This is a genomic window from Pseudomonas sp. ChxA (assembly GCF_030263855.1).
In the GTDB taxonomy this organism is placed as follows: Bacteria; Pseudomonadota; Gammaproteobacteria; order Pseudomonadales; family Pseudomonadaceae; genus Aquipseudomonas; species Aquipseudomonas fluorescens_CB.
On the sequence record NZ_JARPMK010000001.1, the window covers coordinates 5,670,795 to 5,691,236 of the forward strand.

Annotated in this window: 19 protein-coding genes and 3 pseudogenes; 15 read left to right on the forward strand and 7 right to left on the reverse strand. The window is 52.3% G+C overall.

What is annotated here, in order from left to right; all coding sequences use genetic code 11:
• Positions 1-17: 17 nt before the first annotated feature.
• From P5706_RS25585 to P5706_RS25610, 7 genes are all read left to right on the forward strand, one after another.
• Positions 18-1,163, forward strand: coding sequence for a hypothetical protein (locus P5706_RS25585; protein WP_285682606.1), 1,146 nt, complete (start codon positions 18-20; stop codon positions 1,161-1,163).
• Positions 1,164-1,742: 579 nt separating this feature from the next.
• Positions 1,743-2,300 carry a hypothetical protein gene (locus P5706_RS25590; protein ID WP_285682608.1) on the forward strand — a complete coding sequence of 186 codons (558 nt, stop codon included), beginning with the start codon at positions 1,743-1,745 and terminating at the stop codon, positions 2,298-2,300.
• Positions 2,301-2,369: 69 nt separating this feature from the next.
• Positions 2,370-2,687, forward strand: a complete 318-nt coding sequence (locus P5706_RS25595) for a hypothetical protein (protein WP_285682610.1) — start codon at positions 2,370-2,372, stop codon at positions 2,685-2,687.
• A gap of 29 nt (positions 2,688-2,716) precedes the next feature.
• Positions 2,717-4,471, forward strand: a complete 1,755-nt coding sequence (locus P5706_RS25600) for a tyrosine-type recombinase/integrase (RefSeq protein ID WP_285682612.1) — start codon at positions 2,717-2,719, stop codon at positions 4,469-4,471.
• The gene (locus P5706_RS25605) at positions 4,464-5,408 is read left to right on the forward strand and encodes a hypothetical protein (protein WP_058410472.1); all 945 of its coding nucleotides are present in this window, start codon (positions 4,464-4,466) and stop codon (positions 5,406-5,408) included. The genes P5706_RS25600 and P5706_RS25605 overlap by 8 nt, the downstream gene beginning before the upstream one ends.
• Positions 5,405-5,791, forward strand: a complete 387-nt coding sequence (locus P5706_RS37265; RefSeq protein WP_488117650.1) for a VPA1267 family protein — start codon at positions 5,405-5,407, stop codon at positions 5,789-5,791. The genes P5706_RS25605 and P5706_RS37265 overlap by 4 nt, the downstream gene beginning before the upstream one ends.
• Before the next feature lie 29 nt (positions 5,792-5,820).
• On the forward strand, positions 5,821-7,101 hold the full coding sequence (locus tag P5706_RS25610) for a tyrosine-type recombinase/integrase (protein ID WP_169882235.1): 1,281 nt from the start codon (positions 5,821-5,823) through the stop codon (positions 7,099-7,101).
• Positions 7,102-7,257: 156 nt separating this feature from the next.
• On the opposite strand, the gene P5706_RS25615 is transcribed toward P5706_RS25610, so the two are convergent.
• The 4 genes from P5706_RS25615 to P5706_RS37270 all read right to left on the reverse strand — a co-directional run bounded on the left by P5706_RS25615 (position 7,258) and on the right by P5706_RS37270 (position 10,596).
• The gene (locus P5706_RS25615; RefSeq protein ID WP_010466230.1) at positions 7,258-8,238 is read right to left on the reverse strand and encodes an IS5-like element IS1384 family transposase; all 981 of its coding nucleotides are present in this window, start codon (positions 8,236-8,238) and stop codon (positions 7,258-7,260) included.
• Between the two features lie 107 nt (positions 8,239-8,345).
• Positions 8,346-9,215 (reverse strand): LysR family transcriptional regulator, encoded by an 870-nt coding sequence (locus tag P5706_RS25620; RefSeq protein WP_285682615.1) that lies wholly within the window; start codon positions 9,213-9,215, stop codon positions 8,346-8,348.
• Positions 9,209-10,219, reverse strand: a complete 1,011-nt coding sequence (gene ptxD, locus P5706_RS25625) for a phosphonate dehydrogenase PtxD (protein WP_003118429.1) — start codon at positions 10,217-10,219, stop codon at positions 9,209-9,211. The genes P5706_RS25620 and ptxD overlap by 7 nt, the downstream gene beginning before the upstream one ends.
• Before the next feature lie 8 nt (positions 10,220-10,227).
• Positions 10,228-10,596, reverse strand: coding sequence for a PhnE/PtxC family ABC transporter permease (locus tag P5706_RS37270; RefSeq protein ID WP_502945504.1), 369 nt, complete (start codon positions 10,594-10,596; stop codon positions 10,228-10,230).
• 47 nt (positions 10,597-10,643) lie between these two features.
• Here P5706_RS37270 and P5706_RS37275 point away from each other — a divergent pair, with 47 nt between their 5' ends.
• Positions 10,644-10,829: a hypothetical protein gene (locus P5706_RS37275; RefSeq protein WP_502945505.1), complete on the forward strand. Its 186-nt coding sequence runs from the start codon at positions 10,644-10,646 to the stop codon at positions 10,827-10,829.
• A 233-nt stretch (positions 10,830-11,062) separates the two neighbouring features.
• Here the strand turns inward: P5706_RS37275 and phnD are convergent.
• Positions 11,063-11,927 (reverse strand): annotated as a pseudogene (phnD, locus tag P5706_RS25635) (phosphate/phosphite/phosphonate ABC transporter substrate-binding protein).
• Positions 11,924-12,751: a phosphonate ABC transporter ATP-binding protein gene (gene phnC, locus P5706_RS25640; protein ID WP_285682617.1), complete on the reverse strand. Its 828-nt coding sequence runs from the start codon at positions 12,749-12,751 to the stop codon at positions 11,924-11,926. Before phnC ends, phnD begins: the two are co-directional and overlap by 4 nt.
• A gap of 460 nt (positions 12,752-13,211) precedes the next feature.
• On the opposite strand from phnC, the pseudogene P5706_RS25645 reads away from it, so the two are divergent.
• The 7 genes and pseudogenes from P5706_RS25645 to P5706_RS25675 form a co-directional block, all read left to right on the forward strand.
• Positions 13,212-13,724, forward strand: a pseudogene (locus P5706_RS25645) (IS5-like element ISPre1 family transposase); the annotation flags it as partial.
• A gap of 519 nt (positions 13,725-14,243) precedes the next feature.
• Positions 14,244-15,511: pseudogene (gene ltrA / locus P5706_RS25650) on the forward strand (group II intron reverse transcriptase/maturase).
• The gene (locus P5706_RS25655) at positions 15,508-16,041 is read left to right on the forward strand and encodes an IS5 family transposase (protein ID WP_502945506.1); all 534 of its coding nucleotides are present in this window, start codon (positions 15,508-15,510) and stop codon (positions 16,039-16,041) included. Before ltrA ends, P5706_RS25655 begins: the two are co-directional and overlap by 4 nt.
• Before the next feature lie 188 nt (positions 16,042-16,229).
• On the forward strand, positions 16,230-16,601 hold the full coding sequence (locus tag P5706_RS25660) for a hypothetical protein (RefSeq protein WP_051488632.1): 372 nt from the start codon (positions 16,230-16,232) through the stop codon (positions 16,599-16,601).
• Positions 16,602-16,845: 244 nt separating this feature from the next.
• Positions 16,846-17,382, forward strand: coding sequence for a dsDNA nuclease domain-containing protein (locus P5706_RS25665; RefSeq protein WP_285682621.1), 537 nt, complete (start codon positions 16,846-16,848; stop codon positions 17,380-17,382).
• Positions 17,325-18,410: an ATP-binding protein gene (locus P5706_RS25670; protein ID WP_285682623.1), complete on the forward strand. Its 1,086-nt coding sequence runs from the start codon at positions 17,325-17,327 to the stop codon at positions 18,408-18,410. The genes P5706_RS25665 and P5706_RS25670 overlap by 58 nt, the downstream gene beginning before the upstream one ends.
• On the forward strand, positions 18,404-19,642 hold the full coding sequence (locus tag P5706_RS25675; RefSeq protein WP_285678264.1) for a YecA family protein: 1,239 nt from the start codon (positions 18,404-18,406) through the stop codon (positions 19,640-19,642). The genes P5706_RS25670 and P5706_RS25675 overlap by 7 nt, the downstream gene beginning before the upstream one ends.
• Before the next feature lie 83 nt (positions 19,643-19,725).
• Here P5706_RS25675 and P5706_RS25680 read toward each other — a convergent pair whose 3' ends face one another.
• Positions 19,726-20,382: a DUF6988 family protein gene (locus tag P5706_RS25680; RefSeq protein ID WP_090401280.1), complete on the reverse strand. Its 657-nt coding sequence runs from the start codon at positions 20,380-20,382 to the stop codon at positions 19,726-19,728.
• Positions 20,383-20,442 lie beyond the last annotated feature (60 nt).

Below are 20,442 nucleotides of genomic sequence, written 5' to 3' on the forward strand. Positions count from 1 at the left end.
ATCCAATTGGAGGTCAGATGCCACGCAAACCCTTCTCCAAGTCTGCCCTTGAGTCGAGTGAACGACCGCTCCTCCAGCGCAAGCTGCCAGAAAACACCCCCCAAGCAATCCAAAAAAGAAGCACTGCAAGGGGACAAGTGGATGTTTCAGCTCAAGGGTTGCTTGTCCGAAACAAGACCACTGGCACCAAGGACTTCGTCCGTGACTTCACCGATTTTGTCAATGAGTATCCGCACCATAAATTAATTGTTCAGCAGTTACTCATAGGTGCGCAGCTCCATGCCGCAAAAAGATTGATCACGTATCAATCCCATCAAGACATCTATTACTCAATCCAAGAGTTTGTGCTGTTTCTAAATAGCGCTGAGCCGATCAATAAATCAGTCAAAGGTGTTGCTGATGTCGATGGGCAGGTATGCATGAATTTTAGGTCATTTTTAATTCGTTCGTATCCAGGCCGCACCGTAAATAGAAAAAGATACGGTGCATTAAAAAATATATTCATCTCGTTGAAAAATAAATATAAAGGGCAGGGCTGGGTCGGCAAAGAGTTTCAATGGCCACTTGGACCGGCGATGAACGAGCAAGTAACAGAAGGATATAGCAGGGAGATTCATAATAAGCTTGTAGAGGGATGCCTGGTTGATATTAAGTTTATTATGAAGTGGATGGAGAGTTACAAAGGTCTAGTGAAAGACGGGCAACCAATGCTGGAATACGATCTTTCATTAGAAAACTTGATGTTTGATCTAGTTATGAATGAGCAGGCCAAAAGATCCAATGGGTCGATCAAGGCGACACATGTTAAGGGGTTTGAGTGGGTCATACGCATCACTGGAGATGTTAAATATTACATACGGGAAAATGGAATAAGTATAGAGAAGTTTCTGGGCATTTACCGAGCCCGCGCCCATGAACTGGCGGCTAAAGGTCGCCCTGTAGTTGGTACTGAGGTCAGTGAACGGGGGATGGTGTATGGCTGTGATCGAGAAGAATCTGGGCGAATTGCAACTGCAAATGTAGGAAGACTTTATCCTGATTGGCCTATGCAAGTGAGCTTCGAGGAAGCTGGACATCTCTTTTCCTCTGAGTGGAGTAAAAACACCGCTCACGGAACAAACAAAAAATATTCTACGCTGGAAAAAGATTACGGTCGGCCTTGATGTATATGAGGGTCGGGCCAGAGCACCTACCCTATGAAGTAGGTCAAATGGCATACTTCAGCAGAGTAGCTTTCACAATGGGAACTATATTCCCATTCTTTCTCTTCGTGATGTTGCAGACGGGCTGGAACTTTGAGGTTGTGGTATCGATAAGCGATAACCTAGACGACCACATTGAGGAGGACCTTCTGGATGATGACTATGTGATTATTTATGGGTACAAGGGACGGTCCGACAAAAGCCAAATGCATAGATCAAACAAGCGAGATAAGTTTGGCGCGTATCAGGTCTTGCGCTTTGTTGCCGCTGAAGTAACCAAGCATTTGTCGTCGCCTCATTATTTAAAGGGTAAATTATTCCAGTGTGTCATTTCGAAGAATCTTTGGAATAAGTTTGGTCGCTTATGCGCGCCCGTAACCACTACGAATTTTGGGCACGCTTCAACGGAGTTTCTACTTCGCCACGGCATAAAATTGGATACGGATACCAAGTCCCCCCAGAATTGAAACGAAACGTCTTCGAACTACCTATGAAACTCGACGGAGAGAACAGGGTTTAGATATTGACGAGGTTTCGGCAATGATGGGGCATTCGAATCTCGATACCACAGTAAATCATTATGATAGTGACTGGGGGGCGGCAGAAATATTAAATGGTCGTCTAAGGAAGATTCAGAGAAAACATGAAGAAGATTTTAGAAGTTACTCAGCAAATCTTCTTACAGATGTGTCTTTGGTTGAGCTGCGTGAAGCCACTCTACGTTGCGGTAGCAAAGAAGAACTAAGGTCAGTTGTTGCACCATTAGTCGGTAGGCTGAATTCTTCTGAAGATGCGGTAATACAGTTGCTTTCTCCGGAAGGTCAGACATTCATTGCAAGTTGTCTAAACTCAAGGCGACCAGATTGGCCAGGCGCTGAAAGTTTTCTTAGGACGGATACGCCGTGCAACTACTTCAATCGTTGTCCGTTATGCTCACAGTGTGTGATCTTCAAAGAAGCATTACCTTTTATTGCAAGAAGAATTTCCGACCTTGACGGTCTGAGGGAGCGGTTAAATCCCTTAGAATGGGAGAAAAGCTATCGGGCTGAGTATTTAGGGTGGAAGGGGGTTATAGAGGGCTGGGGGGGACCCGATTGAGATTGCGGAGGCAATAGATCAATCGAAACATCACTGCTATGCACTGCCATTGACAATGATAGGGCTCTCATGACAACTCCAACACGTGACCAATTAAAAGCAGTTTTAGAAGAAATAAGAAGTGGACTGGGTTATTACGAGGAAGAGTCAGAGCCTATCTCTGCTGAAGAAGATGATGAGGCTCTGAGTGGCGACTCTTCACTTGGGCTCATTTTCGATAATGTAAATATACTCAATCTTTCAAAAATAGATAAGAGCGAGTGGAGTTATATTAGGGTAAGTCCTAGAAGCTCTTTCGGCGATCCGGTTTGGGATTTTGGGGATTACCCTCACCCTATGGATACCCCATACGAATCAATTTTGATTATGATAATATGTATGGTGTGAATGTTTGTGGCGTAGGGCACGAACATTGGGTGAATATTGCTAGGGCGCTGCTATTTTACCGTGTACCGCATTTCGGAATTCATGGTCGTGTTAATGCTTATACATCTCTAGAGACAGATAAAACTAAAGTATTAAGACTTGTCGGGTTGTTTCATGCCGAGGGTCTATATTTAGGTTCTGATAATTCACCAGATTATAGGACGGTGAATGATTTGGCCAAGTCGAGTGTGGAGCACTATATAGAGTCGCTTCCCACCTCTGGAATTAAGTGGGAGTTCTGTTACTTAATGTCCTTCTGGCAGGGCATGTCATCGATGGGTATGCTTCCGCCAGAGTACTCACTATACGATTCATACGTAACTAAAGATCTTGTCGCCAAATATAGAAGAGAATACGACGAGTCCTCTCGACCTTTCGAACCAATTCCGCTCGATGACTATGCAGAAATATTTAAATACTGCGTGGGATTTGTTGAAAACTATAGCGCTGATGTCCTATGGTTGTATAAAAACTTTGCACCAACGATAGTAGGCGCTTTTGAGACTCCCGAAAAGCTTGCCGCGATTAATTTTGGTGTTTCAACGGCGTCCGTTGAGGGGGTTGAAAGATTTAGGGATTATAAGCCAAAGTTGCTAGATAACGGTATGCCCTGGTGGGGAATAGTAATCAAAGAAAGAACGCATGAGAATGATGAGGGGCAGTATTTAAATCAAGCAGCTGTAATTAGCGTCGTTGTAGCTCTGATAGATGCGTGTATCGTACTTCTTCTTTGTCTGACTGGCATGCGTCGATCAGAGGTCATTGGACTTAAGGTGGATTGTCTTTCATTTAAGGCTGATGGATATTGGCTTACTTATACTGTTTTCAAAACTTCGATTTCTTCACAGGGCGATATTAAAACAATACCTATTCCGAAAATTGCTGCGGACGCAATTGAAGTCGTAGTAGAAATGGGACGTGATGCTCGTGCTTATGGTAAGCACGACTATCTGTTTGCCAAGATACCAAAGTTCAGTTTTGGAAACATTCCGCAGACCACTGGGATTGAGCGATCTTGCAATCGAGTGGCAGGCAACCTAGGTATTCAATATAGAGTACACCCACATCGTTTTCGGAAGTCTCTAGCCCTTTATATAATTCATCAAGACTCGCGTAATCTAGAAATTATTAAACGCCTTTTTTCTCACCGTAGCTTAAAAATGACGCTAAAGTACATCCTTTCTTTACCTGGCGTGAACGATGAAGTCAAAGCTACCTTGATTGAGGAAAATACGGAGATTCTTGTCGAAGTTTTGCAAGGAGTCATTTCTGGTCAAATTGGGGGCATTGGCGGGAAAAGGTTGGCCAAGACTGCTAATTCTTCTCCAATACTCAGGGCTAAATTGCAAAACGCGGGGAAAGAAAGCTTAAGTCAGTATGTCGCATCTTTGCTTGATGAAGGTGTGAAGCTTTTGCATAGAACGAATCTTGCAATCTGTTTGCGAACGCCAGGACTTACCAGCGAGTCACCTTGTGATGCTAAGAATGATAGCCCTGGGTCGAGGCTTCATCCAAATTTGTTTGCGTGTGACCCATATAATTGTAGATATGCTGCATTTGTCGAGGCTAATGTTCCATCATTAAAGAATGAGATAATTTTCCACGATAATATGATTAAGCATAGGTACTGTGGAGCGACTCAGAAGGAGTATTCGCAGAAACGAATCGCTGAAGCTTTTAAGAGGCTTCACGAGGTTGTAGGGGATGAGGCACATAATTTCCTTAAGCAGGTAGCGAATGGCTAAGCAAGAACTGCTCAACCGGGTATATGGGACTATTTCAGCGCTCCACAGAGGCGGCCGAAAAAAAATATCCGTGATGGAGGTTGCTAAATTATCTGGTGTCGCTCGGGCAACAATCAATCAAAAGCATGATCCTGACTGGGTGAAGGTCAGGGAAGTCATAAAAAGAACAGTTCATTCGGGGGGGGATGTAGAGGATTCAAGTGTGGTTTTCGAACAACCACTCAAAAACTCTCAAGAAATACATCATCGACTGAAAGAGTTGGAGGAGCAGTTATCCCTACTAAGGGAGAGAGCTAACACCACATATAATCAGTTGATCGAGAGGGTGCAATATTACTTTGCGTTGGCTAGTGAAAAGCCAGCTAAGCAAGTTGAGAAGGCTAAGGTCCTTCAAGAGCTAACTCATCAGAAGAATCAGAACGCAATTTTGCGTGCAGATCTCAAGGCGGCTCTTGCTGAATCATTAACTCCTGCGGTATCAGGAATTATTACTTCAAAAATTATTTTGGAAGTGCCTAATGCAGTATCAGAATCTGAGGCCATTCTGAATTTTTTGGAGAAACTGGACTCGTTATCTAATCAAAATCGATCTTCACTTGTTACCACAGTCTACATAATGTTCGGTCTTCCAATGTGCGGCAAGTCATCTTGGATTGAAAACCACAAGCCATCTACTCCAGGTGTATCCTTATATGTTAGTGGAGCAAGTGATACAGTTTCAATTCGGAGTTTGTTAATTTCTAGAATTAGGAAGGAATTTAACGTGCCTGTGCACTGTGTTCGATTTAGTATAGGCCTTGATGTCTGTATCTCTAGGGCCGAAAAACAGTTCAATGGTGCGGCTCTTGAATTGAATATTTTATCCATTAAAGGTGCGGCTGCGCGGCTCGAAGAAATACAATTCAGCGAAAATTTCGACTCAATCATTTTGGCATGAAATCAGTGAATGGTCTGAAGCGTTTCCAATCGTTTGTTGAAGAGCGACGTCGCTTGGGAGACTGGGCGGAATACGGTTCAGCAGATATGACTAGGCTTTCAAGAGTAAAGCTTGTTGAAGCATGTGGGATTAAGCGGAGCTTAATTTATCAAAATTCACAGGTAGTAGCTCTGCTTCGTGACCTAGAATCCGAATTAAGAGCACATGGTGTTCTATATGCGCGCAGTGCGGATACTAATTGTGTTCCCCAGAATGGTTCAACTCATGACGAGGAATTTGAGCTACGGTTAGTTGATTTATCTGCTTCGCTTTGTCAGTTTAATCAGTATTTAAGTGATGTTTCTAAGTCACTTCTGATGTACCCCTTATCGAGGCCAAAATAATTGTGTGTATCCTTCATTTTGGAAACGGTTTGGCCAGCCACTCTGGCTATATGCGAGCGCGCGTAGGAATTTATTTTGATGATAATCACAACGTCCTTGAAGCACCGACCATGTGGGCGATGGCTGTCTCGAAGATACGTTCAAGGAGTGATGAAACGACAAGAAACTATGCGAATATCCTGAGAAGGTTTTTGCAGTGGTTGGACGATAGCCCAATCGAAGGGGGTGAAGTTGTATTTGGTGCGCAGAACTGGCAGTTGGTGGATGAGGATGTTTTTGATGCCTTCCTTGTTCACATAGCATCTCCAACGGATGCGCTTCCTGATGGTCCGTCTCACAAAACCATGTATCACATTGCGGCAAGGGTCTGGAGCTTCTATCAGTGGGCCGAAAGGCAGGGCTATAAACACTATTTGGATATCAGTAGGACTGATATCCGATACATGCTGAAAGACCAGAAACTCCTGGCCCATATCAACCCAGGGGTTAAAGTTACTACCTTGGGATTTAATCTGCCCAGTGGTAGACCAGCAATGCATCAACGAGAAATGCAGAAATTTGTAAGGCAAACTGATTATGAAATAGCTCTCGGTGTGATGAATGATCCTGTTTATCAAATTATCGCAGCGATCATACGAATTACCGGGCTTAGACCGATTGATCTTTTTCAATTGCCCTACCGAGGGAAAAATGAAAATTATGGATTCATTCCTTATGATGAGGGTGAGTACCCAGAAGGGTTAGATAATGGAGCTATCTATTATTATTTTAGGTCCAAGGGAAAATGGCGTTCCATAGACTTTCCAGGGAAGCTGTGGAGAGTTATTTGCGAGTATTATTTACCCTTAAGGCGGCAACGAGCGAAGCTATATGAGGCTAAGCATGGCATTCCACCAAGGAATAGCGACTTGTTTCTTTCCGCTCGTGGTGATGTTGTTACTCATGGAATGCTTGGTTATAACTTTAGCAAGGTGGTTTCTGCAGCGAAGAACTCCGAGAGCGCTACTGATTTTAAAGCCATACGATTCAATGCACGAATGCTCAGGCACACCTGTGCGACATATTTTGTTTATGAGGCGTTGAAAGCCCAGAATAGACTTGGAAGGAGTTTTGTTTACGATGCAGCGCTCGACGAAGATCTCAGGAAAATGCTGGGCCACACTAATGTTAGAACTACACTTGAATACTATGTTCATCTAGTCAACCGATATGTGCACGACAATCTTCTGACTGATCTTCATCGCTCACGCGTTGATGCTGGTTTGTCCGCTATTTTAGACCGACATAATTACTCTGAGATTGTGGTATAGAACAGGCACTAGGGATGGTCTGAAGTAGCCATGTATTTCCCGGCATACCACCTAGCGCAACTTTTAAACTCGCCAAATGATCAAAAAACAATCAATTCGACGAGTATTTCTTACGTTTTCGCCACCCGGACCCCACTCCGGTGGCCATTTCCCGCATTACAGGCGCACCTCTCCTGCATTCGTCAGTAAATGTCGGCGCGCCATCCACAGGTTCGACAGAGCGAACAGTGTCACCAGTTGCGCCGTGTTTTTGGCCAAGCCGCGAAAGCGCACCTTGGTGTAACCGAACTGGCGCTTGATTACCCGGAACGGATGCTCGACCTTGGCGCGCACCTGAGCCTTGGCCTTTTCAATCTTGCGCTTGGCTTTGTACAGCACGCTGCGCTTATCGAGTTTTTTGTAGGTGCTGCGGCGTGCCGCCACCTGCCAGATAACTTCACGTCCTTCATGCTCGGGCCGCTTTTCGACACCGGTGTAGCCTGCATCGGCGCAGACCACGTTTTCGTCGCCATGCAGCAATTTGTCCACCTGGGTGACATCCGCCACATTGGCCGCCGTGCCCACTACGCTGTGCACCAGACCCGATTCGTCATCGGCGCCGATGTGGGCCTTCATGCCAAAATAATACTGGTTTCCCTTCTTGGTCTGGTGCATTTCCGGGTCGCGCTTGCCGTCCTTGTTCTTGGTCGAACTGGGCGCATTGATCAGCGTTGCATCGACGATGGTGCCCTGGCGCAGCGACAGGCCGCGGTCGCCCAGATAGCCATTGATGACAGCGAGGATGCCGGCCGCCAGCTCGTGTTTCTCCAGCAAGCGGCGGAAGTTGAGAATGGTGGTTTCGTCGGGGATGCGCTCCAGGTTCAGCCCGGCAAACTGGCGCAGGATCGTGGTTTCGTACAGCGCTTCCTCCATCGCTGGATCGCTGTAGCCGAACCAGTTCTGCAGCAGATGCACACGCAGCATCGCCATCAACGGGTAGGCCGGACGGCCACCTTCACCTTTCGGATAATGTGGCTCGATCAAAGCAATCAAGCCCTTCCACGGCACCACCCGATCCATCTCGATCAGGAACAACTCCTTGCGGGTTTGCTTGCGCTTGCCAGCGTACTCGGCGTCGGCGAAGGTCATCTGCTTCATCGGGAAACTCGGTGGGTGGGGTCGCGGTATTTTGCCAAATCAGAAAGTCTTTTTCAGAGTTTCCCTAGGCTGACAAGCCAAGCGCTGGATCGCAACCATCCATCACCTTATCCAGCTAGATCTGCCTCCTCCAATAAGTGCCGCACAAATCCCGGCGGGTGCAGATTTCCGGGAGGTTTGCGCCAGATCAGTTGGAGACGCTTTTCAAGCCCCGGGATGGGAAGAGCTACCAGCGCGCCACTGCGAACTTCGTCTTGTACTGCGGAAGCCATCACCAACGACACGCCGAGTCCCGCCCTCACTGCTTGTTTGACTGCCTCGGTGCTGCCTAGCTGCATACCGCTGCGAGGCACGCCCAGTTCGCCAAAGTATTCGGTCAGAAGCCGTCCGGTACCGCTACCCGGTTCACCTCCCAGCATCGGCAGGTCCACCAGACGATCACGTTCTATGCACCCTGCTTCAGCCAGCGCATGGTCGGGGCTGACGATAAGCGCCAGCGGCTCGACCCGCCAGAGGCGGTGTTCGAAGTCGGGGTGAGGTAGCCACCATTCCATGATCGCGGCGTCGAGCTGGCCCGCCAGTAGCTGGTCGGCCACATCCGGGTTGGCGGCGATGCGCAGATCCACCTCGCCCCTCTCATTTGCGGTCGTCAGATAGTTGCGCACGAATGGCTGGAGAAGGTAGGTGCCGATGTTGGAGCTGGCCCCGACGCGCTCACGATTGCCATGCAGGGCTTCTAGCGCCCGGGCGTGCATGTCGAGCAAGGCGGTCGCATGCGGCATGAAGGCCAGCGCCCGTGTGGTAGGCTGGCAGCCGCTACGACTGCGCTGCACCAGCGTTACGCCGACCTGCTCTTCAAGCTTCTGCAAGTGCTGCGACACCGTCGGCTGGGCCAGCCCCAACGCCCTCGCCGCGCTCTGAAAACTGCCTGTTTGAACGATCGCTACCAGGCTCTTCAGCCAGACCGGATTCAACATGCGGCAGGCTCGGCCTTGGGCAGACGGTTCGCAGCGTTGATTGGGCGCGCACCTGCCAATACCTGGATGATGTTCTGCGCTGCACAACGTTCAATCTCCAGGCGCACCGCGCGCACTGCCGACCCTATGTGCGGAGTGAACAGCGTATTCGGATGCGCGAGCAGCGCAGGATCGATCAGCCGCGGCCGGTCCGCGCGAGCCCAGTCTTCCATTTCGAATACATCCGCCGCATACCCGCCGAGCTGGCCTCGCTCAAGCGCCGCGAGCACGGCGGCTTCATCCACTACCGAACCACGACAGGGGTTTACAAGCAGAGCGCCCGGCCGTACGAGGGCAAGCAGCTCGGCGTTGACCAGATGCTGGGTATCGGCATTCAAGGGAAGCGCCAGCAGGATGAAGTCCGAGCTGGCGAAGAGTTCGCTGCACGCCACCTGGCGCAGGCCGAGCCGTTGCTCGGTTTGTGTATCCAGAGCCTTCGCCTCGTGGTACTGCAGGGTCGCGCCCCATCCCTGCAAGCGATCAGCCATGGCCAGTCCGATGGCGCCCATGCCAAGGATGCCGACCGTAGCGTTATCCAGCCCCGTGCCGTAGAACTGTGGTTGCCAGCCCTGGAACTCGCCAGAGCGGACGAACGCATCTGCTGCCCGCAGATGCCGCCCCAGCCCCACCGCCAGTCCGATCGCCAGCTCGGCAGTCGGGACCGTCAACAGATCAGGCACGAAGGTCAGCCAGACCCCGCGGGCAGTACAGGCGTCCACATCGAAATTGTCGAAGCCCTTGAGCGCGCAGCCGACTACACGCAGCTCAGGGCAGGCTTGAAGAAAGTCTGCATCGACCCGATCGGGCATGAACGCCATCATCGCCTGAGCATCGCGGCAGCGGCGCAGAATTTCCTCGCGCGTCAGCGTGCTGTCGGTCTGGTTGGTCATCAGCTCGCAATGTGGCGCCAGCAGTTGCAGGATCTCATCGTGTACTCGGTGAGTTATAACGAGTTTCGGCAGCATGGTTTGTCCTATTTGAAACGTTTGCGCAGCACGCCACTGAAGGCGTCTACTAGCGTGACCATGGCCAGGATGACCAGCAGGATTGCTGCAACCTCCTGGTACTGCATGATGCGCAGCGAGCCCATGAGTTCGAAGCCGATACCGCCGGCGCCAACCATGCCCATCACGGTGGAGGCGCGAAAGTTGTATTCCCAGCGGTAGATCGCCACGTCGGCGAACTGCGGCGTCACCTGTGGCAAAACCGCGTGCAGCAGCACTTGCATCGGCGTAGCCCCCGCCGCCCGAGCGGCTTCCACCGGCGCTTCGTCGACGTGCTCGATGGCCTCGGCGAAGAACTTGCCGACCATGCCGACCGAATGCAGACCCAGGGCAAGCACCGCCCGGCAAGGCGCCGAACCCTACGGCTGCAACGAAGATGATGCCCATGATCAGCTCCGGCACCGACCGCAGGGCATTGAGCAGCACCCGGGCAACACCGAACACAAGGGGGTGCGGCGCCGTATTGCGCGCTGCAACGAAGGCCACCACCAGCGAGAACACCACTGCGATGGCCGTACCGGCGATGCTCATCGCCAAGGTGTCGATCAAGGGGCGAATCCAGCTTCGATAGCCCGAAAAGTCTGGCGGCATGGCCTCGCCTGCCAGGGTCGCGATGGAGGGCAGCCCGTTCAGCAGCGTGGTGGCATCGGCAGCCCCACGTACCAGCAGGCCAACAGCACCACTCCGAATACAATCGCCACCTGCCCAGCTGGCGCCGCCAACCGAGGCCGAAGCCTCGAAGGATGTGCTCGCGTTGCTCTGCAGGCAGCGCCTGCACGTCGTAATGAGTAGACATATCGGTGCTCACATCGTGGCGAAGTCGAGGCCGAGCAGCGATCCCATGTTGCGGATCACATCGTAGTCGGCGTCGGTGATTGGCGCGAAGGCCTCGGCCTTGAAGTTGCGCAGCGCTTCGGGATCGTCGATACCGACGAATACATCCCGCACCTTGGTTTTCAGCTCGGGGCTCAGGTTCGAGCGCATCGCCCAGGGGTACTGGGGGTATTCGCCGCTGTAACCAAGTACTTTCACCTTGCTCGGATCGATTAGGCCACGTTCGGCTACGTGATTGAAAATTACCTCCGACAGCCCACCCGCATCGGCGTTGCCGTTCGCCACGTTGACGGCAACGGCGTCATGCGTGCCCACAAAATGTTGTTCGTAGTCCTGCCCACCCGTCAAATCGGCCGTCTCAAGAAGCACGGTTTTGGGAATCAAATGGCTGGACGTCGATGCCCGGTCACCATAGGCCATCTTCTTGCCCTTAAGGTCGGCATACTCATTCACGCCTGACGCCACATTGGCGATAATCACCGAGCGATAGGTCGGCTTGCCGTCGATGACCATGGCAGCGAAGGGCTCGATGTCGCTTTTGCTTTTGGCCATGACGTAGGACAGCGGACCGAAATACGCCAGGTCGATACGGCCAAAGCGCCATCGCCTCAATCATCGAGGAATAGTCGGTGGTTACGATCAGCTGCACCTTCTTGTCCAGATGCTCTTCCAGATAATCCTTCAGCGGCTGGTTACGCTTGATCAGCTCGGAGGCGTTTTCGTCCGGCAGCAGGGCAACCTTTAGCGCATCCGGATCGGCATCGGCCGCTAGGGCGGACAAACTTGAAACAGCGGACAGCAAGCAAGTCAATAAGAGCGCGGATAAGCGTTTCATCGGGACATCTCCAGTGAAGGTTCGAGCATGACAGGTGGTTCAGCCGGAGCATTCGCTGGCTGAGTCGTAGAGCGGCCTGCATAGATGCGCTCAAGCTGCGCATCGGTGAGTTCCGAGGGCGCGGCATCGAAAACAATCTGAGAATCGGCCAGCCCGACGACGCGATCGGCGAAGCGGCGGGCATATTCGAGTTGATGCAGCGAAACGATGGCGGTGATGCCGTCTTCCTTGCAGATGTCGCGCAGCAATCCGAGAACACGGACCGAAGTGGCCGGGTCGAGACTGGCTACCGGCTCATCGGCCAGAATGATCGCCGGCTGTTGCGCTAGCGCACGCGCGATGCCTACCCGCTGCTGCTGGCCACCGGACAGTTTGTCCACCCGGCTTAGCGCCTTGTCTGCCAGACCGACCCGAGCGAGGCAACTGAGCGCAATCTCCTGATCGGCACGCGGCAGAGGAAACAGCGAGCGGAGCGTGTTGTGAAAGGCCAGCCGACCGGTAAGCGCATTAGCCAGTGCGCTTTGACGTTCGATTAGCTGGTGGTGCTGAAAGATCATGGCGGTACGCCGACGATGCTGACGCAAGGCCGAGCCGCTGCCGAGTTCACCGAGTTCGCTGGTGACACTGCCGCCAGTGGGCGTGACGAGTCGATTGAGACTACGGAGCAAGGTCGACTTGCCTGCGCCCGAGAGACCAAGCAGCACGGTGAACTCACCACGCCGAAATGCAATCGAGGTATCGCGTAGGGCTGTCACGCCGCCTGGATAGACGACGCTCAACCGGTCGACCCGCAGCACGGCGTCCTGTATCGGATGGGGCGTCATTTGATCACCTTTCGCAATATTGCTGGCCGCACAATTGCGGTTCGCGATGCAAAGGGTAGAAATTCCTTGTTACCGCACTGCTTCTAAAGGATGACATTTCGATGAATACTTCGAATCTGCCGTAGCGGGGCGGCAAGCGAAGCCGTGGAAGAACGGGCGCAACGTAGCGTCTTTCTTCACGCGGGATACAGGAGGCTTTGATTGATACTGCTGCGGATTCGCTACAGTAACGTTGGGCCAGAACGTAATGCCATCCAAGCAAGAGAGCGCACACTAGCGGACTATAGGAGACATTCTATTCTTGCCCGTCGATTGACCTAGGCCGTTATGTGGCTGGTCGAAACCTTCAGGTGCCGCCCAACTAGACGTCTGTTGTCGCGCCCAGCTTAATGCTAGGGAAACTCTGAAGAAGACTTCCAGATTTTGGCAAAATACCGGATTCCACCCACCGAGTTTCCCGATGAAGCAGATGACCTTCGCCGACGCCGAGTACGCCGGTAAGCGCAAACAAACCCGCAAAGAGTTGTTCCTGATCGAGATGGATCGGGTGGTGCCGTGGAAGGGTTTGATTGCCTTGATCGAGCCGCATTATCCCAAGGGTGAAGGCGGTCGTCCGGCCTATCCGCTGATGGCGATGCTGCGCGTGCACCTGATGCAAAACTGGTTCGGTTACAGCGATCCAGCGATGGAAGAGGCGCTGTACGAGACCACCATCCTGCGCCAGTTCGCGGGGCTGAGCTTGGAGCGTATCCCCGATGAAACCACCATCCTCAACTTCCGTCGTTTGCTGGAGAAGCACGAACTAGCCGCCGGCATCTTGGCTGTCATCAATGGCTATCTGGGCGACCGAGGGCTGTCGCTGCGCCAAGGCACGATCGTCGATGCCACGCTGATCAATGCGCCGAGTTCGACCAAGAACAAGGACGGTAAGCGCGACCCGGAAATGCATCAGACCAAGAAGGGTAACCAGTACTGTGTGTCACGAACACAGGTCAGATGACCTGTGCTGCTGTGCCGAAGATGGAAGTAGGCCTTCCGAAGTCGGCTTGCAGGAGCGGACTTCAAACCACCCGGTGCTGCGGCATCCAAAAGGTGTGGTGGTGAGCGACCGAGGAAAAGTCATCCCTGAGGATGGCAGGTGAGTATGGAGAAGATGAGCGAAAGCAAACCGTCCGATGACGCATCGTTATGCCCAAGGTGCTGCCGAAACTGAGGTGGAGTACTGGCTTCAGGACAAGTCGGGGCGTTACCTGCTTACGGACCCGATGGCAGCCGGTGTATAGGCGGCATGATCTTCATACAGGCTTTGGTACGGAACGTGAGAACCTTGTTCCAGATGCGAAGGAAAATGACAAATGGCCAACACCATGAGGAAGAATACCGATGCTGGAACGAGGGGCGGAGCCTCCCGTAGTAGCGATGAAGCCTCTGTAATGGAGGTGGAGCGAAGGGGCGGCGTTATCCGGCCGACGAGCGTTGCCAACCTCCGGGGATGAGTGGCGTGAGCTCGGCGAAACCTTATGACATAGCGAAACGCACGGTATGGGACGCCTACCAGCAGGTCAGGGCCAACCGCGGTGCTGCCGGCATCGACGATGAAACCATCGCCGATTTCGAGCGGGATCTGTCTAAGAATCTCTACAAGCTGTGGAATCGGATGTCGTCGGGGTCGTACTCCCGCCTCCGGTCAAGCAAGTAGAAATTCCCAAGGCATCGGGAGGCACGCGCAAGCTGGGAGTGCCCACGGTTGGTGATCGTGTCGCGCAAACCGTGGTCAAGCTTCTCATCGAGCCGGAGCTGGACTCGATCTTCCACTCGGACTCCTATGGGTACCGGCCGGGACGATCAGCGAAGCAGGCGGTGGCGATCACGCGTGAGCGCTGCTGGCGATACGACTGGGTGGTGGAGTTTGATATCAAGGCAGCCTTCGATCAGATCAATCATGGGTTGCTGATGAAGGCGGTGCGCCTGCACATCAAGGAGGACTGGATACTTCTGTACATCGAGCGGTGGCTGGTTGCGCCGTTCGAAACGGATCACGGTATGCGCGTCCGACGCGAACGCGGCACCCCGCAAGGTGGAGTGATCAGTCCCCTCCTGATGAATCTGTTCATGCACTATGCCTTCGACACCTGGATGCAACGTACCAGCCCCAACTGCCCGTTTGCCCGCTACGCCGATGATGCGGTGGTGCACTGCCGCAGTCGAAAGCAAGCGGAGTACGTGATGCGCTCCATTGCTTCACGGCTGGCTGCCTGTGGCTTGACGATGCACCCCGAGAAATCGAAGGTCGTGTACTGCAAGGACAGTAACCGTCGCGCAGGTTATCCGCATGTGAGCTTTACCTTCCTCGGCTTCACCTTTAGGCCGAGGAAGGCGCTCAGCAAACAAGACCAGCTCTTCACGAGCTTCCTTCCGGGAGCGAGTGCGGATGCCTTAAAGCGGATGCGGCAAGCGGTACGCAGGTGGCGACTCAATCGCCAAACCCACGTGACGCTGGTCGACGTGGCTCGGCTCTACAATCCAGTGATACAGGGGTGGTCGCAATACTATGGCTCGTTCTATCGGACAGCCATGCTTGGCATCTTCCAGCACATTGACCGCGCGCTTGAACGCTGGGCCCGACGAAAATACAAGGCTCTTCATAGGCGCAAGCGGCGCATTAGCCAATGGCTGGACAAGATGCGGACTGTGGTACCCCGGCTGTTTCATCACTGGCGAGTGACCGGGCAGCAAGGTTGGATAACGGGAGCCGTATGACGCGAGAGTGTCACGTACGGTTCTGCGAGCGGCTGCGGGGGCAGTTCCCGCGGCCGACTCGCCGCTTCGGCATGAAGGCGCACATCGGTGTCGATGATGAGTCGGGCTTGGTGCACAGCGTGGTGGGCACGGCGGCCAACGTGGCCGATGTCACCCAGGTCGATAAGCTGCTGCACGGCGATGAGAACATGGTCGGTGCCGACGCGGGTTACACCGGCGTCGAGAAACGCCCTGAACATGAAGGCCGGGGGGTCATCTGGCAGATCGCCGCCCGCCGTAGTACTTACAAGAAGCTTGATAAGCGCAGTGCTTTGTACAAAGCCAAGCGCAAGATTGAGAAGGCCAAGGCTCAGGTACGAGCCAAGGTCGAGCATCCGTTCCGGGTGATCAAGCGCCAGTTCGGTTATGTGAAGGTGCGCTTCCGTGGTCTGGCGAAGAACACGGCGCAACTGATGACGCTGTTCGCGCTGTCGAACCTGTGGATGGCGCGCCGACATTTACTGGCGAATGCAGGAGAGGTGCGCCTGTAATGTGGAAAATGGCTGCCGCGAGGTGCTCGCGGCGGCTAAAAACGCAGAAATAAGCGGGTGATCTGAGCGTTTTTGATCGATTTGCCGCTTTTAAAATCGGCAGGGGCTGAAGTCAGCCAGAAATACACAACTACTTCAGACCATCCCTAGGTTCGTCGGATCCTGCCGATGCTATTTACGGGAGCCCAGTGTACGAGCGATTTTGCGAGGAGATTGATAACCTGCTATCGGGCGAAGCGGCAGACACCAATGCCTACGACTATTCGTGTGAAGATTTTGAGGTGACATCTTCGTCGTATGATGAAACCAAAGGCCTACTGGTACTGGAGGTTTCGTTTACTTACTCGGGTGAGCAGGATCAAGATCGTCCATACGCTGGTTGTGAATTTTATCTGGACGTTGAAGTTACGTTGGTGCGGCGCCCTGGTGAGTGGCTATTCGAAGAGGGCTGGGTAGCAGTAACCAAGATTGAGACAGATCAGGATCGCGACCGAGAGGCTGAGCTTGCTGACATGTACGCAGATTACTTGAAGGATAAAAAGCGAACTGATGGCATGTAAGTAAGAGCGCTGCGTGCGCAAAATGGCCGATAGTGGACTCTGGTGATAGCCGCTGTCGGCCAGGAGCAGACATCTGCGAGCTGCAACTCGGACAGTCAGTACCCGCGAATTACCGCGATCATTGAGCCGTGGCTGGGCAGACCGTGACTGGTCGGAAGCTAGGGGCTCGGGTACGCTGGCGACTCCATGAGTTGTAGTGTTAATTCGAATTTATTCTATTTAGCAATTACGAGAGATCAAAAAAATGCAGGGAGGCGATGAAAAAAGCACTCCAGATGTGCTAGATGTTACTCAACTGATACGCATCGAAGCGGTACACAGAGGATTCTTATATCAGCACCTGTATACCGTTGGTTGCTTGCTATTAGCGCAGGCGGCCGCCGTCGATGTGGTGATGGTTGAGCTTGATGAGGATATTGAGCTTGTTACCGATCAGGGACGAATCTATGTGCAGGTTAAGACCCGTTCAAAACCAATCATTCCCAGCGATATTTCAAGCGCCCTAGAGCGTTTTGAAAACCTGCGAAATGAGCATGCTGAGGGGATGCGCAAAGGCGAGGCTGCCTTTGTTATCGTCGCGAACCAAGCACCGAGCGTTCAGTTCCAGCAGACTATCAACGATAAAAAACTCCCCCCTGATGTTCTTTTCGTTTGGCCCCAATCTACTTCTGAACGCCACCCGGCACTTCCGCCCGCCTGGGAGTCGCTAACTGATGCAGCGGCATGGTGTATCGCCCAAGCGGAGAAGCTGAATTTTTCATTGTTGTCCCGGATTCCCTGATATGGAAGCTAGCCGGACTGGCGCAGCTTGCAGCCACGGGTAGTGCCCCGAACAAACAGCATGCGTTTCACGCCAAAGACCTACCTGCGCTATTTGAGCAACTCATCGTTCAACTACAGGATTTCCCCGCACCTCCAGCGTTTTACAGGCCACAAAAACTGGAGCCATCTCTCGCATCCGACGAGCGTGTACGTATCATTTGCGGATTATCCGGTGCAGGCAAGACAGCGTGGGCAGCGCAGGCAGCTCTACACTGCTCTCAGCTGTGTGCCTACTATGACACCGGCGACCTTCCGGGCCCTGCTCTGGCGAGCACACTGGTTCGTGAGTTGGCAGCGAAATTTGCAACACCGGATCGGGATGGTCTGCGAAAAATCCTGCTGCCGGGCGCCAGTGGTTACGAGGCACTCAGAACATTCGACACATTTCTGGATCAGCAAGGAGCCACCCTGCTGCTGATTTTAGATAATGCGCATCGTGTTCCTGTAGAAAATCTGCGCGATACACTGAATGCAACCAAATGCATTCGTTTCGTCCTGCTGTGCCAGCCCCATGACAACGTCCGCGAGCTGGAAGCTGTTACTGGACTGCAGCGTGAGGCACTTTTGGGGTGGGATATTGATACGGTGGCCGCAGCAGTAGACGATCTCGGTGGCTATGCCACCGCTCAAGGCTACGAGCAACTGCGGACTTATACCGGTGGACTGCCGCTGTATGTTCAGAGCGCTGCAAAAATAGCGGTCACAGAATACGGAGGCAATGTCGATGTGCTGTGCGCTGAACTTCAGCAGCAGGAAAACAGTGTCGAGACTGCGCAGGAAGTCATCCTTACCCGTATTTATCAGGGGTTTGATAAGTTAACTCAGGATTCGCTGGCATTGTTCAGCCTGACTGATGTGGGGTTGAGTCGCGAAGAAGTTTGTGAGCTTCTGGTCAAGTCACTAAATGTATCCACAGGTGGCGCTGCCTCAATTCTTAAGAAAATGCGGGCCACCGGCACCGTTGAGATTTTGGGAACCAGATGCTGAAGGTACATGACGCCGTCAGAGCACTGGGGCTGCAGCACTTGGAGCTTATGGATCCGGCGGTGGCAAATAACGCACTTATGGCATTGAAAGAGCTGCTGGTCGTGAGCCTTCACAAAACTCGCGACACATCAAGATTCGCGTTGTTGACCCAGGTTTATATCAAACTCAACGATGTCATGACACTCATCGCACTTTCAGGCGAGGAGCTGTTTTATGAGATGGGTATTAACGTCGACATACTGGCAAGTCTAGAGCGAGCAACGAATTCAGATACACTGGAACCTGTTCATAAATTCTGGGCGTTGGATGGACTAGTTTTCTCTGAGCTTCGAGAAGGCCGTCCTGATAAAATCGTCCAGCGACTTGAGGCCATGGAAGCTCTTCTTATTGAGTATAAGTTTGATTTTCGTGAACAAATTGCATATGCAATGAAACGGATATTATTCTCAGCAGAAAATGGTAACGCATACGAGGTTAAGCGGCTTGTAGAGCAGGCCATCACGAAGTTGCCCGATGCTGAGCATGAACGCATATTTGACTATAACCATGCCATAGCTCTATGGAAGTTAAAGAGATATAAGGAGGCAGAAGCGCTGTGCTGGAAGGTCACTGATGGATATTACGACCTGTTCGGTATTCGTCCGGCAGATGTGATGGGTAAAAATGCGGATGTGCTATGGAAAATTATAAAACGCCCAGAAAATGTTCATGAACATCTCAAACATCTCGCCGACGCACTAGAGTTGTACGCAATAATCCTTCAAGCGCGTGGAAAACCAACGCCATTCATCCGTATTCATTCGATGAAGTTCTACAACATGGCCGGTGCGCCAGAGTCTATGGTGCGGGTCGGCCAGGATTTGGCGGATGAATTTGTCGCCAGGAAAGACTATGAAGGCGCCAGAGAAGTCATGGAGCAGCACGTTTTGCCGATTGTAAATACGGCTGGACTGGTGAACAGGCTGGTTCAGGTACGAAGCCAATATGCGGTGATACTGGCACTATGCGGGCGGCACGATGACGCAGATGCTGAAATGACACGTTTGGGTCCTTATTTTGACGGGTTGACTGGCGAGCAACGTCAGGAAGTTGAAAATCAATCAAATTACATTGCCCAACTCGCCTATGAGGCGTTGAAACCTACTATCGGGCAGATGTTCGGTGCGGTAGGAAGAAATGATCGATGCCCCTGTGGCTCTGGCCTGAAATATAAAAAATGTCATGGGGCTTGACGGCCTAAGACTGAACAGGGCGCGAGCCTCTTCAACATCGCAGAAATGTCTGCTCTTGGCCGAAAACTGACCACTCCAAACGGTCAATGAGCCGGTTCGGCCGTACGCTTGTGTGGTGGGTTATTAGCAGGGAAGCAGTCTTGGAACTCCTTGTAGATGCCTGCCATCATCCCTGTCTCCGGCGGTACACCACTAAGGATCAAAAGCAGATTGCCTGCGATTCCGAGCAGACCATTCGAGTGCTGGATCTCTGCTAAAACCAGCTCTGGCGGAAACCCCCTTCCGTGACGATTAACTGCATGGATGCCTCCATGCACGTAGGAACTCAAAGGTCTCCAAGAGTAATGCTTAAACTCCTTTAGGTGTGCTACCGGAGCGTGCGGAGCTTTCACCTCAATCTCTTCCAACATTTGGCTGAGCATAGGGATTTTGCTTGCCTGCTTTGCCGTCTCATGTGTGAGCTCAGCAAGCATTAAATCCGCCTGACCATCCTTGGCTACATAAAGCACCCACAGTGCGCGAACTAGTGATTCGTACTGTACTCGCAGCAATGCTGCAGCAGAGGTGTACAGCCCTGCTGCCACCAGATGCTTCAGGCCCCGGGCGTGCTCAAATCCTAGACTAGCTAGAGCTTGGGTTGCCTGCAGGCGACTGGAGGCATTGACCAAGGGCAGGGCGAAAAAGCCGACAAGCCTGTCCTCAAGCATGGCCGACCGTGCCAGTAATTCATCGAAGTGCATACAGATGCCCAAGTCAGAGCAGAGTCATGTAGCCAAGGATTCTATCGACACCGGGCAATG

Bases quoted from the DNA above. Each gene is read 5' to 3' on its own strand.
- phnC (WP_285682617.1), bottom strand. From the start codon at position 12,751: ATGACGCCCCATCCGATACAGGACGCCGTGCTGCGGGTCGACCGGTTG.
- P5706_RS25665 (WP_285682621.1), top strand. From the start codon at position 16,846: ATGCAGGGAGGCGATGAAAAAAGCACTCCAGATGTGCTAGATGTTACT.
- P5706_RS37275 (WP_502945505.1), top strand. From the start codon at position 10,644: ATGATCAGCTCCGGCACCGACCGCAGGGCATTGAGCAGCACCCGGGCA.
- ptxD (WP_003118429.1), bottom strand. From the start codon at position 10,219: ATGCTGCCGAAACTCGTTATAACTCACCGAGTACACGATGAGATCCTG.
- P5706_RS25655 (WP_502945506.1), top strand. From the start codon at position 15,508: ATGACGCGAGAGTGTCACGTACGGTTCTGCGAGCGGCTGCGGGGGCAG.
- P5706_RS25615 (WP_010466230.1), bottom strand. From the start codon at position 8,238: ATGAAGCAGATGACCTTCGCCGACGCCGAGTACGCTGGCAAGCGCAAG.
- P5706_RS37265 (WP_488117650.1), top strand. From the start codon at position 5,405: ATGAAATCAGTGAATGGTCTGAAGCGTTTCCAATCGTTTGTTGAAGAG.
- P5706_RS25585 (WP_285682606.1), top strand. From the start codon at position 18: ATGCCACGCAAACCCTTCTCCAAGTCTGCCCTTGAGTCGAGTGAACGA.
- P5706_RS25595 (WP_285682610.1), top strand. From the start codon at position 2,370: ATGACAACTCCAACACGTGACCAATTAAAAGCAGTTTTAGAAGAAATA.
- P5706_RS25675 (WP_285678264.1), top strand. From the start codon at position 18,404: ATGCTGAAGGTACATGACGCCGTCAGAGCACTGGGGCTGCAGCACTTG.
- P5706_RS25590 (WP_285682608.1), top strand. From the start codon at position 1,743: ATGATGGGGCATTCGAATCTCGATACCACAGTAAATCATTATGATAGT.
- P5706_RS25670 (WP_285682623.1), top strand. From the start codon at position 17,325: ATGGTGTATCGCCCAAGCGGAGAAGCTGAATTTTTCATTGTTGTCCCG.
- P5706_RS25680 (WP_090401280.1), bottom strand. From the start codon at position 20,382: ATGCACTTCGATGAATTACTGGCACGGTCGGCCATGCTTGAGGACAGG.
- P5706_RS25605 (WP_058410472.1), top strand. From the start codon at position 4,464: ATGGCTAAGCAAGAACTGCTCAACCGGGTATATGGGACTATTTCAGCG.
- P5706_RS25620 (WP_285682615.1), bottom strand. From the start codon at position 9,215: ATGTTGAATCCGGTCTGGCTGAAGAGCCTGGTAGCGATCGTTCAAACA.